At 38.3% G+C, this 14074-nt stretch carries 18 protein-coding genes; all 18 read left to right on the top strand.

Features of this window, described 5'->3' with window-relative positions; translation table 11 throughout:
* Window positions 1–194: 194 nt before the first annotated feature.
* Entirely contained in the window at window positions 195–635 is a 441-nt protein-coding gene (locus MHH59_RS26565) for a low molecular weight protein arginine phosphatase (RefSeq protein ID WP_002130066.1), read from the top strand.
* Between the two features lie 96 nt (window positions 636–731).
* Window positions 732–1175 (top strand): ribose 5-phosphate isomerase B, encoded by a 444-nt coding sequence (gene rpiB / locus MHH59_RS26560; RefSeq protein ID WP_000869917.1) that lies wholly within the window; start codon window positions 732–734, stop codon window positions 1173–1175.
* A 66-nt stretch (window positions 1176–1241) separates the two neighbouring features.
* Window positions 1242–1814, top strand: coding sequence for a TIGR01440 family protein (locus MHH59_RS26555; protein ID WP_002130064.1), 573 nt, complete (start codon window positions 1242–1244; stop codon window positions 1812–1814).
* Between the two features lie 253 nt (window positions 1815–2067).
* Window positions 2068–3309 (top strand): serine hydroxymethyltransferase, encoded by a 1242-nt coding sequence (gene glyA / locus MHH59_RS26550; RefSeq protein ID WP_002016291.1) that lies wholly within the window; start codon window positions 2068–2070, stop codon window positions 3307–3309.
* A 272-nt stretch (window positions 3310–3581) separates the two neighbouring features.
* Window positions 3582–4211, top strand: coding sequence for a uracil phosphoribosyltransferase (upp, locus tag MHH59_RS26545; protein WP_002034907.1), 630 nt, complete (start codon window positions 3582–3584; stop codon window positions 4209–4211).
* 376 nt (window positions 4212–4587) lie between these two features.
* On the top strand, window positions 4588–4701 hold the full coding sequence (locus MHH59_RS26540) for a DUF4024 domain-containing protein (RefSeq protein ID WP_000232963.1): 114 nt from the start codon (window positions 4588–4590) through the stop codon (window positions 4699–4701).
* 26 nt (window positions 4702–4727) lie between these two features.
* Complete coding sequence (locus tag MHH59_RS26535) at window positions 4728–4952, top strand: AtpZ/AtpI family protein (protein WP_002089742.1); 225 nt, start codon at window positions 4728–4730, stop codon at window positions 4950–4952.
* Window positions 4952–5344: an ATP synthase subunit I gene (locus tag MHH59_RS26530; protein ID WP_002016288.1), complete on the top strand. Its 393-nt coding sequence runs from the start codon at window positions 4952–4954 to the stop codon at window positions 5342–5344. The genes MHH59_RS26535 and MHH59_RS26530 overlap by 1 nt, the downstream gene beginning before the upstream one ends.
* Window positions 5345–5351: 7 nt before the next feature.
* Window positions 5352–6071, top strand: coding sequence for a F0F1 ATP synthase subunit A (gene atpB, locus MHH59_RS26525; protein WP_000399874.1), 720 nt, complete (start codon window positions 5352–5354; stop codon window positions 6069–6071).
* Between the two features lie 56 nt (window positions 6072–6127).
* The gene (gene atpE / locus MHH59_RS26520; RefSeq protein WP_000052064.1) at window positions 6128–6346 is read left to right on the top strand and encodes a F0F1 ATP synthase subunit C; all 219 of its coding nucleotides are present in this window, start codon (window positions 6128–6130) and stop codon (window positions 6344–6346) included.
* 129 nt (window positions 6347–6475) lie between these two features.
* On the top strand, window positions 6476–6982 hold the full coding sequence (gene atpF / locus MHH59_RS26515) for a F0F1 ATP synthase subunit B (protein ID WP_002016287.1): 507 nt from the start codon (window positions 6476–6478) through the stop codon (window positions 6980–6982).
* Window positions 6979–7521, top strand: a complete 543-nt coding sequence (gene atpH, locus MHH59_RS26510) for a F0F1 ATP synthase subunit delta (protein WP_002130060.1) — start codon at window positions 6979–6981, stop codon at window positions 7519–7521. Before atpF ends, atpH begins: the two co-directional genes overlap by 4 nt.
* Window positions 7522–7532: 11 nt before the next feature.
* On the top strand, window positions 7533–9041 hold the full coding sequence (gene atpA, locus MHH59_RS26505) for a F0F1 ATP synthase subunit alpha (RefSeq protein WP_002016284.1): 1509 nt from the start codon (window positions 7533–7535) through the stop codon (window positions 9039–9041).
* Window positions 9042–9330: 289 nt separating this feature from the next.
* Entirely contained in the window at window positions 9331–10191 is an 861-nt protein-coding gene (gene atpG, locus MHH59_RS26500; protein WP_002016283.1) for a F0F1 ATP synthase subunit gamma, read from the top strand.
* A gap of 245 nt (window positions 10192–10436) precedes the next feature.
* The gene (gene atpD / locus MHH59_RS26495; RefSeq protein ID WP_002016281.1) at window positions 10437–11846 is read left to right on the top strand and encodes a F0F1 ATP synthase subunit beta; all 1410 of its coding nucleotides are present in this window, start codon (window positions 10437–10439) and stop codon (window positions 11844–11846) included.
* Between the two features lie 20 nt (window positions 11847–11866).
* Window positions 11867–12268 (top strand): F0F1 ATP synthase subunit epsilon, encoded by a 402-nt coding sequence (gene atpC / locus MHH59_RS26490; protein WP_002016279.1) that lies wholly within the window; start codon window positions 11867–11869, stop codon window positions 12266–12268.
* Window positions 12269–12584: 316 nt separating this feature from the next.
* Window positions 12585–13370, top strand: a complete 786-nt coding sequence (locus MHH59_RS26485) for a DUF975 family protein (RefSeq protein WP_201057083.1) — start codon at window positions 12585–12587, stop codon at window positions 13368–13370.
* A gap of 44 nt (window positions 13371–13414) precedes the next feature.
* Window positions 13415–14068, top strand: coding sequence for a DUF975 family protein (locus MHH59_RS26480; protein WP_002016276.1), 654 nt, complete (start codon window positions 13415–13417; stop codon window positions 14066–14068).
* Window positions 14069–14074 lie beyond the last annotated feature (6 nt).

Here is a 14074-nt window from a genome sequence, read left to right as displayed (position 1 = left end):
GATAAGGCGCATTTTTCTTAGAAAAAATATAAGAGAAATGCGCCTTTCGTATATTCACATTCCTTTTGTTCTATTCTAATGTACGCTATGATAAAGTGAAACTTTAATGAGTGGAGGGTGTTCATCCCCCGCTGATTATTAGCCTTCACCAATCGGGATAAATGTAGGAAACAGAAAAAAAGGGGTGGGTTTAGATGAAACGGGTGTTATTTGTTTGCACTGGAAATACATGCCGTAGTCCGATGGCTGAGGCTTTGCTTCGTCATTATGGAGAAGGTAAATTTGAAGTGCAATCTGCTGGTGTTTTCGCCTATCCTGGAAGCGATGTGTCGATACATGCAAAGGAAGCTTTAGCTGAAAAAGGAATTGTAATCGATCATGCCGCGCAGCAGGTAAACGATACTTTGGTTGATTGGGCGGATATTGTAGTAACAATGACGGAAAACCATAAGCAAATTGTACTTGGGTATTATCCGAGCGTGGAAAAGAAATTGGATACATTATATGGATTAACTGAGGGTGTAAGTAAGGATATTTCAGATCCATTTGGCGGATCGCTTTCTATTTATAAAGAAACGTTAGAAGAGATGGAAAAACTTGTACAAACTTTACTGAAAAAACATTCAGAAGGTTGATGTTTCGTGTATAATACGATATTGGAGATCACTTTGTTCCATTAAGGTAGCGAGTGTGAAATGAAGATAATTGATTGAAACTTCGGAGGGGTAAAAATGAAAGTAGTAGTAGCATCTGATCACGGCGGTATGAATATCCGTAAAGAACTTGTAAGTTTATTAGAAGAGTTAAATATTGAATATATTGATTTAGGTTGTGAATGTGAAGCTGGTTCTGTTGATTACCCTGATTTTGCGTTTCCAGCAGCAGAAATGGTCGCGAATGGTGAAGTGGATCGTGGTATTTTAGTTTGCGGGACAGGCATTGGTATGTCAATCGCAGCAAACAAAGTAAATGGTATTCGTTGTGCATTAGTTCATGATACTTTCAGTGCGAAAGCGACGAGAGAGCATAATGACACTAACATGTTAGCGATGGGCGAGCGTGTAATTGGAGCTGGTCTAGCGCGTGATATCGCGAAAATTTGGCTAACAACTGACTATGAAGGTGGCCGTCACGAAAACCGAGTAGGAAAAATTAAAACTTACGAAACAAAGTAATAGATTCTAACTATAAGTAGTATGAAATATAATTTGGTGAACCAACCTGTGAAAGGAAGAGGCGTAATGACAGAAATCGTAAAGGTAAGAGAACAGCTACAAATGTCGCTTTCTGATTTCCAAGAACAAGCCACGCTACAAAGTGGTCAAATTTTTGTAGTGGGGTGTAGCACGAGCGAAGTGCTAGGTGAAAGAATTGGAACATCAGGAACGATGGAAGTGGCAGAGGCGATTTTTTCTGAGTTAAAACAATTTCAAGAGAGAACAGGTATTGAATTGGCGTTTCAATGTTGTGAGCATTTAAATCGTGCTTTAGTAGTTGAGAGAGATGTAGCGATGAAATATCAATTTGAAATTGTAACAGTTACGCCTGTTAGATCAGCAGGTGGTGCATTAGCGACGTATGCGTATCACAATTTTAAAGATCCGGTAGTAATTGAGTTTATTAAAGCAGATGCAGGAATGGATATCGGCGATACATTTATCGGTATGCATTTAAAGCATGTAGCTGTACCGGTTCGTACAAGTGTGAAGGAAATAGGAAGTGCGCATGTAACGATGGCGAAAACACGTGGGAAACTAATAGGTGGAGCACGTGCCGTTTATGCGGCAAATGAAGAAGCTATTCCTTGCCGTTAAACATGAAAAATTATAAAGTCTTATAACAGCTGTATATCGAAAGGTAAAAGGTATGTGGTCTGACTTTATAATAGAAGAAAGAAAAGACCAATTTTGGTCTTTTTTTTTCTTTTATGATATAGAAAGTCATGTTAGAATGTAGTTGAAAACATGAAGGTTCGAAAGAATTACAACCTGAATTTTCGTTTTTTCTGAATAAATGAGAAAAAACTATTGGGAATTGATGTAATTCGTTCAGAAAAGGGGGATTTTGGTGAATCATTTAAAACGTCAAGATGAAAAGGTATTTGCTGCAATTGAGGCAGAACTAGGAAGACAGCGTTCAAAGATCGAGTTAATTGCTTCGGAAAACTTCGTAAGTGAAGCAGTAATGGAGGCGCAAGGTTCTGTTTTAACGAATAAGTATGCTGAAGGATATCCTGGAAAACGTTACTATGGTGGTTGTGAACACGTAGACGTAGTAGAAGATATCGCACGTGATCGCGCGAAAGAAATTTTTGGCGCAGAGCATGTAAATGTTCAACCACATTCTGGTGCACAAGCGAACATGGCAGTATACTTTACGATTTTAGAGCAAGGCGATACAGTACTTGGTATGAATTTATCTCATGGTGGTCACTTAACACACGGAAGCCCTGTTAACTTCAGTGGAGTACAATATAATTTCGTAGAATATGGCGTGGATGCTGAATCTCACCGTATTAATTATGATGATGTATTAGCAAAAGCGAAAGAACATAAACCAAAATTAATCGTTGCAGGTGCAAGTGCATATCCTCGTGTTATCGATTTCAAACGATTCCGTGAGATTGCAGATGAAGTGGGTGCATACTTTATGGTTGATATGGCACATATCGCTGGTTTAGTAGCTGCTGGTTTACATCCAAACCCAGTACCACATGCACATTTCGTTACAACGACAACACATAAAACATTACGTGGTCCACGTGGCGGTATGATTTTATGTGAAGAGCAATTTGCAAAACAAATTGATAAATCAATCTTCCCTGGTATTCAAGGTGGCCCACTTATGCACGTAATTGCTGCAAAAGCTGTTGCATTTGGTGAGACACTACAAGATGAGTTTAAAACATATGCACAACATATCATTAATAATGCGAACCGCTTAGCTGAAGGTCTTCAAAAAGAAGGACTTACACTTGTTTCTGGTGGAACAGACAATCATTTAATCTTGATTGATGTTCGTAACTTAGAAATTACAGGTAAAGTAGCAGAGCACGTATTAGATGAAGTTGGTATTACAGTGAACAAAAATACAATTCCATTTGAAACAGCAAGCCCATTTGTAACAAGCGGCGTACGTATCGGTACAGCAGCTGTAACATCTCGTGGTTTCGGTTTAGAAGAAATGGATGAAATTGCGGCACTTATTGCTTATACATTAAAAAATCATGAGAATGAAGTTGCATTAGAAGAAGCAAGTAAGCGTGTAGAAGCGTTAACGAGCAAATTCCCAATGTATACAGATCTATAATAGATTGAAAAAGACTGCTGAAACGTAATTGTTTTGGCAGTCTTTTTTGTGGACATATATTATTTTTAAAGTATGTATACAAATGATGAATAAATTTTGGCGATATAATGAAGGATACAGCTCCCATAATTGGTAAAGATACTAGATAGATTCATCGCAAAATCATGATTTTGCCAAATTTGCCCTTGAATATTAGTAGCGTTTTCTTTACAATCGTAAATAGTGTAAAGAAGCGTGTAAACGCATGAATATCATCTAAAGGAGAGATTCACATGGGAAAACTGTATGTATTTGATCACCCGTTAATTCAACATAAGATTACATATATTCGCGATAAGAATACAGGTACGAAAGATTTTCGTGAATTAGTGGACGAAGTAGCAAGCTTAATGGCTTTCGAGATTACTCGTGACCTTCCACTTGAAGACATTGAAATTGAAACGCCTGTAAGCAAAGCGACAACAAAAGTGATCGCTGGTAAAAAACTTGGCTTAATTCCGATTTTACGTGCAGGTTTAGGAATGGTTGATGGAATTCTGAAATTAATTCCAGCAGCAAAAGTAGGACACGTTGGTTTATACCGTGACCCTGAAACATTGCAACCGGTAGAATACTATGTGAAACTTCCAACGGATGTAGAAGAGCGTGACTTTATCGTACTAGATCCGATGCTAGCAACAGGTGGTTCTGCGGCTGAAGCAATTAATTCTCTGAAAAAGCGCGGTGCAAAGCAAATTAAATTAATGTGTATCGTAGCTGCTCCAGAAGGAGTAAAAGTAGTGCAGGAAGAGCATCCTGATGTTGATATTTATGTAGCGGCATTAGATGAGAAGTTAAATGACCATGGTTATGTAGTTCCAGGTCTTGGTGATGCTGGTGACCGTTTATTCGGAACAAAGTAAGACAACAGACGAGAGGGGGATTCCCCGCTCGTTTTTTTTTTCGCCCTCAGCGCACGGGGGAGGGGGAGATAAATATACAGGGTATATACAACATAAGTTATATACACATCACATATAATATAGAAGTCTTACGTCTCGGGGACACTATATTATGGAAGAAAAGCGCTATATCTTAAAAATATAATAGTGACAAACTTGTGAACATTTTCTTCTATTATAAAGAGAAAACTGTTAGAAATTGCATATCTCTAACCAGTATTTAGAAGGGGAACGTTTTCATTTTTGGGAGGAAATGCCTAATACTCAAATTTTTTGATTTTTTACGATTTCTCGTTGACACTGTTAATACCCTATTGTATGCTAACAACGGGGATAGATGGTAGGGCTTTCAGTGACAAAAATGCATCTATTCCGTGACGAAAATGTAAACTTTTTATTTTGTATAGAATTTATGCAGAAAAATGAGTTATTATTAACACATCGTGAATGAGGGTTACATATTGGAGGGATGAATCCTTGCAAAAAAACGATCGCAGCCATATAAAAGCGTATGCTTTAATGTCAGGAATACTTGCTCAGTTAGTTGGTTCTATTCTTATCGGAATCTTTGGTGGGCAATGGATTGATAATAAGGTTGGAACGTTTCCGTTGTTTCTTATTATAGGGTTATTACTCGGGTTAGGAACAGGGGTATACGCAATGATTCGACTCATTCAACATTACTATTCGGGAGAGCAATGATGATAGACGTACATGGACTTGTCCAACGACAAAAGAAATATATGTACTACTTGCTTGCGCTTCTAGTGCTAGGATGGGGAATTACCTCTTACAAGGATGTATTTCTTGGGCTGATTATCGGAACGATTTTCAGTTTTCTTAGTTTGCGCATCATTGCACGTAGAACAGACAAGCTATTAGATCGCGTAACAAATGGAGAAAACGTGAAGTTTAAGGCGACAGCGGTAAGTACATATTCAAGATTCGCCACGATTGGGTTATTAATTTTATTTGCAGCCAAATATCAAGAGTTAATTGCGATGTGGGGCTTAGGTGTAGGATTGCTGACAGGATACCTTGTCATGATCATAGATTTTCTTTATTTAGAGTATACGAGCAGGGAAGAGAGGTGAATTACTAGTGGAACACGGTAAATTAGTTGAATTTCTAGGTTTAACGTTCGATTTGTCATCAGTTATGATGGTTACTGTAGCAGCAGTTATTGTTTTCTTAATCGCTGTTATCGGAACTCGCAGCTTAGCGCTTCGCCCAACCGGGATGCAAAATTTCATGGAATGGGTGTTTGACTTCGTGAAAGGGATTATCAATAGTACGATGGATTGGAAAACAGGTGGACGTTTCTTAACGCTTGGCGTTACGCTTATCATGTTTATCATCGTATCGAACTTCCTTGGTTTACCATTCATGTATTCAACAGTTGAGGCTGGCGAACATATTGCATGGTGGAGATCACCAACGTCTGATCCAGCAGTTGCATTAACATTAGCCGTGATGGTAGTTACCCTCACCCATTATTATGGAATTAAGATGAAGGGTACGAAAGAATATGTTAAAGGTTATTTCCAACCTATGAAATTCTTATTCCCATTAAAGGTTATTGAGGAGTTTGCTAACACATTAACGTTAGGTCTTCGTTTATTTGGTAACATTTACGCAGGTGAAATCTTATTAGGATTACTTGCTAAGTTAGGCGGGGCATCATTCTTAGGAGCATTAGGTGCACTTGTACCGATGTTAGCATGGATGGGATTCAGCGTATTCGTTGGTTCAATCCAGTCATTTATTTTCGTAATGTTAACGATGGTTTATATGGCTCATAAAGTAAGCCATGACCATTAATATAATTTAAGTAAGAAAAAATTTATTTTTTTATAATACAAAGGAGGACAAATTAAATGAGTTTAGGTGTAATCGCAGCTGCAATTGCAATTGGTTTATCAGCATTAGGTGCAGGTATTGGTAACGGTCTTATCGTATCACGTACAATCGAAGGTGTTGCTCGTCAACCAGAATTAAAAGGCGCACTTCAAACAATTATGTTCATCGGGGTTGCATTAGTTGAGGCACTTCCAATTATCGGTGTAGTTATTGCTTTCATCGTAATGAACAAATAAGGGAGACTCCCCTTACATAGATGGCGAAGAGTGTTTTTCCGAACTTTCTTCGCCATTGCTTTATGAACGAAACGTATGTCTTTTTTTTTCATATGATCAATTTAGATATTTTGAAGGGAGTGAATCCTTGTGCCAACTTTATTATTAGGGGCTTCCATTCCATTTGGAACGATTGCTTATACATTGTTCATTTTCTTACTTCTATTAGTAATGCTACGCAAATTCGCGTGGGGTCCTTTAATGGGAATTATGAAAGAACGTGAAGAGCATGTTACTAATGAAATCGACGCTGCAGAAAGAAGTAATGCTGAAGCGAAGAAATTAGTAGAAGAACAACGTGAAATGTTAAAACAATCGCGTGTTGAAGCACAAGAGTTAATCGAAAGAGCGAAGAAACAAGCTGTAGATCAAAAGGATGTTATTGTTGCTGCTGCGAAAGAAGAAGCAGAATCAATTAAAACATCTGCTGTACAAGAAATTCAACGCGAAAAAGAGCAAGCGATTGCTGCTTTACAAGAACAAGTTGCTTCTTTATCTGTTCATATTGCTTCTAAAGTAATTGAAAAAGAATTAAAAGAAGAAGATCAAGTGAAGTTAATTCGCGATTATATTAAAGAAGTAGGAGAAGCGCGATGAGCAATGGGATTGTAGCAAAACGTTATGCTGTCGCTCTTTTCAAAATTGCAAAAGAAAAACACGTATTAGAAATGTTTGAAGAGGAATTACGCCTTGTACAAAACGTTTTTACAAAGAACGGAGAACTACATAGCTTTTTAACGCAACCGAACATTTCAAAAGAGCAGAAGAAAACGTTTCTTGCAAACGTATTCGCATCTGTTTCTGAATCTATTTTAAATACGTTATATATTTTAATTGATAACAAGCGTATTGATATCCTACCTGAAATTGCAAATGAATATGTTGTTCTTGCTAATGAAGAACGTAACGTAGCGGATGCAACTGTATATTCTATTCGTCTTCTATCGGAAGAAGAAAAACTTAACATTGCAGAAGCATTTGCAAAAAAAACAGGAAAAGATGCAATTCGCGTGAAAAATGTTGTGGATGAAGATTTACTAGGCGGCATTAAAGTACGTATTGGAAATCGCATTTACGACGGAAGCTTACAAGGAAAATTAGCACGTATACAGCGTGAATTAATGAAGAATAGATAGGGGTGAAGCACATGAGCATCAGAGCTGAAGAAATTAGCGCACTGATAAAGCAACAAATCGAGAACTATCAGTCTGAAATCGAAGTTAGTGATGTTGGTACAGTTATCCAAGTTGGTGACGGTATTGCGCGTGCTCATGGTCTTGATAACGTTATGGCTGGTGAACTTGTAGAGTTCTCTAATGGCGTTATGGGACTAGCACAAAACTTAGAGGAAAACAACGTAGGTATCATTATTTTAGGACCTTACACAGAAATCCGTGAAGGTGACGAAGTTCGTCGTACTGGTCGCATCATGCAAGTACCAGTAGGAAAAGAACTAATCGGTCGTGTTGTAAACCCATTAGGTCAACCAGTTGATGGTTTAGGCCCAATCAATACAACAAACACTCGTCCAATCGAAAGTCCAGCACCAGGTGTAATGGATCGTAAATCTGTTCATGAGCCACTTCAAACAGGTATTAAAGCGATCGATGCTCTTGTACCAATTGGCCGTGGTCAACGTGAGTTAATCATCGGTGACCGCCAAACAGGTAAAACAGCAGTTGCACTTGATACGATCATTAACCAAAAAGATGAAGATATGATTTGTATCTATGTAGCTATCGGACAAAAAGAATCAACAGTACGTAACGTAGTAGAAACACTACGTAAGCACGGTGCATTAGATTACACAATCGTTGTAACTGCATCAGCTTCTCAACCAGCTCCATTATTATACCTAGCTCCTTACGCTGGTGTAACAATGGGTGAAGAGTTCATGTACAATGGTAAACACGTATTAGTAGTATATGATGACTTATCAAAACAAGCAGCGGCTTACCGTGAGCTTTCATTACTATTACGTCGTCCTCCAGGTCGTGAAGCATATCCAGGGGATGTATTCTACTTACATTCTCGCTTATTAGAGCGTGCAGCAAAATTAAGTGATGCAAGAGGCGGCGGTTCTTTAACTGCACTACCTTTCATCGAAACACAAGCAGGGGACGTATCAGCTTACATCCCAACAAACGTAATTTCTATTACGGATGGACAAATCTTCTTACAATCTGACCTATTCTTCTCTGGCGTACGTCCAGCAATCGATGCGGGTACTTCTGTATCTCGTGTAGGTGGATCAGCTCAGATTAAAGCGATGAGTAAAGTATCAGGTACACTTCGTCTTGACCTTGCATCTTATCGTGAGTTAGAAGCGTTCGCTCAGTTCGGTTCTGACCTTGATAAAGCAACACAAGCGAAATTAAACCGTGGTGCTCGTACAGTTGAGGTATTAAAACAAGGATTACACAAACCGTTACGTGTAGAGAAACAAGTTATCATTCTTTACGCTTTAACACGTGGATTCCTAGATGATATCCCAGTAGTAGATATCACTCGTTTCGAAGAAGAATTCCATGCTTGGTTAGATTCAAATGCAACTGACTTATTAAGCGAAATTCGCACAACTAAGAAACTTGCGGATGACGACAAATTTGCAGCAGCAATTAACGGATTTAAAAAAGTATTCGTAGCTTCTGAATAATAAATAAAAGTGGAAGCGGCTCGTTCTGAATGTGAGGGGGATGGAGCTTCTGACGAAGAGGCGGTCTTTGCCTCGTAGGAAGAAGTGAAGTCACCGAGCATTCAAGCCGCTGGAGCTAGATAATATAAAGGCATCTCAAACTTTGAGATTGCTGACGGTTATGTAAAGGAAAAGAGTAGGTGCACCTATTCTTTTCCTTCAATCATGAGCAAGAATATCTTGCAACGTAGATTAGGAAGAGGATTCTTACTAATCGTGCCAACTTCCGGAAAAAAGGTGGTGAAAACCTGTGGCATCTTTACGCGATATAAAAGCGAAGATTAACTCGACAAAGAAAACGAGTCAAATTACGAAAGCGATGGAGATGGTATCTGCATCTAAGTTAAACCGTGCAGAACAAAATGCTAAATCTTTCGTTCCGTATATGGAAAAGATTCAAGAAGTAGTAGCGAGCATTGCGCAAGGAAGTAAAGGGATTAATCATCCAATGCTAAATGCGCGTCCTGTAAAGCGTACAGGGTACATCGTTATTACATCTGATCGCGGACTAGCAGGTGGTTATAACAGTAACGTATTACGTACAGTAAGTAACGTAATTCGTGAACGTCATAATATGGATTCAAACCAATATTCAATTATTGTGCTTGGACGACTAGGACGTGATTATTTAAAACGTCGCGGCTTTAACATTATTGATGAAGTAGTTGGATTATCTGACCACCCATCATTTACTGATATTAAAGATATTGCTTCTCGAGCAATTGCGATGTTCGCAGATGGTGCTTATGATGAGCTGTATATTTACTACAATCATTATGTAAGTAAAATTTCACAAGAAGTAACGGAAAATAAAATTTTACCGCTTACGGATGTGGCGTCTGATAAACCGACGACAGCTTATGAATTCGAACCTTCTGAAGAAGAAATTTTAAAAGTATTATTGCCACAATACGCAGAAAGCTTAGTGTACGGTGCATTACTAGACGGTAAAGCAAGTGAGCACGCGGCGCGTATGACAGCAATGAAGAGTGCTACAGACAACGCAATGGAAGTTATCGATTCACTTACACTTTCATTCAACCGTGCGCGTCAAGCAGCGATTACGCAAGAAATTACGGAAATCGTTGGTGGAGTAGCAGCGTTAGAATAGTATTAAAAAGCGTAGGTGGCTTGCTCAGAAGGGGAGGGCATTGGAACTCCTGACAAAGAGGCGTTCTTTGCCTCGTAGGAAGGGGTGAAATGACCGACCCTTCTAGCCACCGGAACTAGATTCAATAAAAAGCGGAAGCGGTTCGTCCAGAACAGGAGAGTCGCGTAAGCTATAAACTAATAAAAATTAAAAGCCGACTTCTCTTAGAAAGCTGGCTAATTAAAAGAAAGCTAGGAGGGAACCCGATGAATAAAGGGCGCGTTACGCAAATCATGGGTCCGGTTGTAGACGTTAAGTTTGATGGCGGAAAGCTACCAGAAATCTACAACGCCCTTACGGTAAAACAAAGCAACGAAAACGGAGCAAGCATTAACTTAACATTTGAAGTTGCACTTCATTTAGGTGATGACACAGTTCGTACAGTTGCAATGTCTTCCACAGATGGACTTGTTCGTGGCACAGAAGTAGAAGATACTGGTAAAGCAATCTCTGTACCAGTTGGTGATGTAACACTTGGTCGTGTATTTAACGTATTAGGTGATGCAATTGACTTAGATGGTGATGTTCCTGCGGATGTACGTCGTGATCCAATTCACCGTCAAGCGCCTGCGTTCGAAGAGTTATCTACTAAAGTAGAAATTCTTGAAACTGGTATTAAAGTAGTAGACTTACTTGCTCCTTACATTAAGGGTGGTAAGATCGGTCTATTCGGTGGTGCCGGTGTAGGTAAAACAGTATTAATTCAGGAATTAATTAACAACATCGCACAAGAGCACGGTGGTATCTCTGTATTCGCTGGTGTAGGTGAGCGTACTCGTGAAGGTAACGACTTATACCACGAAATGAGCGATTCTGGCGTAATTAAGAAAACTGCGATGGTATTCGGACAAATGAACGAGCCACCTGGAGCACGTCAACGTGTTGCATTAACAGGTTTAACAATGGCTGAACATTTCCGTGATGAGCAAGGACAAGACGTACTATTGTTCATCGATAACATCTTCCGTTTCACGCAAGCGGGTTCTGAAGTATCTGCCCTTCTTGGTCGTATGCCATCTGCGGTAGGTTACCAGCCAACACTTGCAACAGAAATGGGTCAATTACAAGAGCGTATTACATCTACAAATAAAGGATCTATCACGTCTATCCAAGCGGTATACGTACCAGCCGATGACTATACGGATCCAGCACCAGCTACAACGTTCGCTCACTTAGATGCAACAACAAACTTAGAGCGTCGTTTAACACAAATGGGTATTTACCCAGCCGTAGATCCATTAGCATCTACATCTCGTGCGCTTTCTCCAGAAATCGTAGGAGAAGAGCATTATGGAGTAGCTCGTCAAGTACAGCAAACTTTACAGCGTTATAAAGAGCTTCAAGATATCATCGCTATCTTAGGTATGGATGAGTTATCTGAAGAAGATAAGTTAGTTGTACATCGGGCTCGTCGTATTCAATTCTTCTTATCACAAAACTTCCACGTAGCTGAACAGTTTACAGGTCAAAAAGGTTCTTACGTACCTGTAAAAAATACAGTTAGTGGTTTCAAAGAAATTCTAGAAGGAAAATATGATGACCTTCCAGAAGATGCGTTCCGTCTTGTTGGTAGCATTGAAGAAGTTATTGAAAACGCGAAGAAAATGATGGCGTAAGGCCTTAGGAGGGACGAATTATGAAGACATTTCCAGTCAGTATTGTAACTCCTGATGGACCGGTTTACGAAAAAGAAGTAGAAATGGTAAGCGTAAAAGCAGAGAGTGGGGAAATGGGGATCTTACCAGGTCACATTCCAACTGTTGCACCTTTAAAAATTAGTGCGGTCCGTCTGAAAAATGGTGGGCACACTGATTATGTAGCAGTAAGCGGTGGCTTTATCGAAGTTCGTCCAGATAAAGTAACTGTGTTATCATCATCTGCTGAAGAAGCAAACCATATCGATATCCATCGTGCAAATGAATCGAAACGTCGCGCTGAGCAACGTATGCAAGATAAACAAGCGCATGTTGACTTTAGACGTGCAGAAATGGCTTTGCAGCGTGCTGTGAACCGTTTAAACGTTTCAGATATGAAGTAAAAAAATCCGTAAGGGCTCTTGCCTTTACGGATTTTTTGTTATGGATATAAATAAAAAGGGGAAAAAATGCCTCTCTTTAGGTAGGAGAGAGCATTTAGCCGTCAGAGCCTTTTTTTGCCCGATGCCAAGTGAAAATCAAGAAATAAAAAGAACTGCAGGTTCGTTTTTTGTTATGCATAGATGTGTTTTATTTAAATGTCGAAACTGAAACTCAATTTAATAGATAGAATAAACTTACAAAATTGGTATAATTATATTGTTGTTTGTATAAGTAGAAAATATATAACAATTTATATTTCATAAAGGAGATGAACAAATGATCGGTGAAATGAAACGAGAAGCATTGTACTCTTTAAAGGGAAAATGGGGACTAGGTGTTGGATCAACGATTTTACATATTATTTTAAGTTATGTTGTTTCAATGGCTGCAATGCTTATACTTTTAATTCCAGGAATTATTATATTTTTCTTAGTTGTTGGTTTAGCGGGTTCAATTGAAGAGGAAGCGATATCAGTCGGGGCAGGTATTACATTTGGAATTTTTTATTGCATAATAATCATTTTGAGTAATGCATCTTATGGTATTACATCATACGGTTATACGAATGTGTTGCTACAAATTAGTAAACGAGAAGATGCTAGAGTAGATTATTTATTTGAAGGATTTCGTGGCTTTAAAAGAATGATGAAAACAATGTGGGCTATGCTTGCGATTTTGTTATATACAGGTACGTGGATTCCGATGTTGTTACTAGGTGTATTCGCGTTTTTGGGTGAGGAAGGGAATGTATCGTTAACAATTGCTTTCTTTGTACTATTAGCTATTTCGATTGTTGTAATGATTGTGATGTATTTTTCTTATGCGATGACGTATTATGTTATGGTTGAAAATCCAGATTATAGCGTTTCACAGGCGATGAAAGAAAGTAAGAACTTTATGAAGGGACATAAACTAGATTTATTTCTTTTATGGCTTAGCTTCATAGGATGGGCTATTTTAGCAATTCTTACTCTTGGAATAGGATTTCTTTGGCTTAGTCCATATGTAGGTACAACGACAGCACATTTTTATCGCTATATTGCAAAAGGTGAATTGCAGTAGGAACATGCTATACTAATAGAATTATTACGTATTGGAGGCTAATTATGATTAGTGATTTAAAAGGAGAAGCACTAGATTCACTAGAAGGAAAATGGGGCTTAGCTGTTGGGGCAACATTACTTATTTCGATTCTTATTTCAGCTTTTAGTTTTAGTGTTGATTTCATTTTCTCTCAGGTTTGGGATTGGAAAGAAGTAGATAACTCACTTTCAGTAGATGTTATTACAATATTGATGGTAGGTCCATTAACGCTAGGTGGTTATTGTTTAGCACTATATATAATTCGTGAAAAAGAAGCGCGTATTGGGCATATATTCAGATGGTTTACGGAAGGAAGTAAGTTTATAAAGTCATTTTTATTATATATAGTAGTAAACATTTATATTTTCTTATGGTGCTTACTATTTATTATTCCGGGCATTATTAAATCATTTTCTTATGCGATGACGTATTTTATTATAAATGATCATCCTGAGTATTCAATAAATCAAGCTATTACAGAAAGTCGTCGTATGATGGCTGGACATAAGATGGAGTATTTCATTTTATGTTTAAGTTTTATTGGTTGGTTTATATTAAGTTGTATTACATTAGGGATTGGATTTTTATGGTTGATTCCATATTTTTATACAACGACAGCAGCTTTTTACGAAGAGATTGCAGAAGAATATTACGAAAAAAGAATTCCGACACTTTAAAAAACA

This window comes from Bacillus sp. FSL E2-0195, assembly GCF_038003645.1.
In the GTDB taxonomy this organism is placed as follows: domain Bacteria; phylum Bacillota; class Bacilli; order Bacillales; family Bacillaceae_G; genus Bacillus_A; species Bacillus_A mycoides.
This window is presented reverse-complemented; position numbering and strand designations above follow the sequence as displayed.

Excerpts from the sequence above, each read along its gene's own strand:
- atpH (WP_002130060.1), top strand. The coding sequence starts at position 6,979 with ATGAGCAATGGGATTGTAGCAAAACGTTATGCTGTCGCTCTTTTCAAA.
- MHH59_RS26530 (WP_002016288.1), top strand. The coding sequence starts at position 4,952 with ATGATAGACGTACATGGACTTGTCCAACGACAAAAGAAATATATGTAC.
- MHH59_RS26555 (WP_002130064.1), top strand. The coding sequence starts at position 1,242 with ATGACAGAAATCGTAAAGGTAAGAGAACAGCTACAAATGTCGCTTTCT.
- MHH59_RS26540 (WP_000232963.1), top strand. The coding sequence starts at position 4,588 with ATGGTAGGGCTTTCAGTGACAAAAATGCATCTATTCCGTGACGAAAAT.
- atpA (WP_002016284.1), top strand. The coding sequence starts at position 7,533 with ATGAGCATCAGAGCTGAAGAAATTAGCGCACTGATAAAGCAACAAATC.
- rpiB (WP_000869917.1), top strand. The coding sequence starts at position 732 with ATGAAAGTAGTAGTAGCATCTGATCACGGCGGTATGAATATCCGTAAA.
- upp (WP_002034907.1), top strand. The coding sequence starts at position 3,582 with ATGGGAAAACTGTATGTATTTGATCACCCGTTAATTCAACATAAGATT.
- MHH59_RS26485 (WP_201057083.1), top strand. The coding sequence starts at position 12,585 with ATGATCGGTGAAATGAAACGAGAAGCATTGTACTCTTTAAAGGGAAAA.
- atpE (WP_000052064.1), top strand. The coding sequence starts at position 6,128 with ATGAGTTTAGGTGTAATCGCAGCTGCAATTGCAATTGGTTTATCAGCA.
- MHH59_RS26565 (WP_002130066.1), top strand. The coding sequence starts at position 195 with ATGAAACGGGTGTTATTTGTTTGCACTGGAAATACATGCCGTAGTCCG.
- atpD (WP_002016281.1), top strand. The coding sequence starts at position 10,437 with ATGAATAAAGGGCGCGTTACGCAAATCATGGGTCCGGTTGTAGACGTT.
- MHH59_RS26480 (WP_002016276.1), top strand. The coding sequence starts at position 13,415 with ATGATTAGTGATTTAAAAGGAGAAGCACTAGATTCACTAGAAGGAAAA.
- atpC (WP_002016279.1), top strand. The coding sequence starts at position 11,867 with ATGAAGACATTTCCAGTCAGTATTGTAACTCCTGATGGACCGGTTTAC.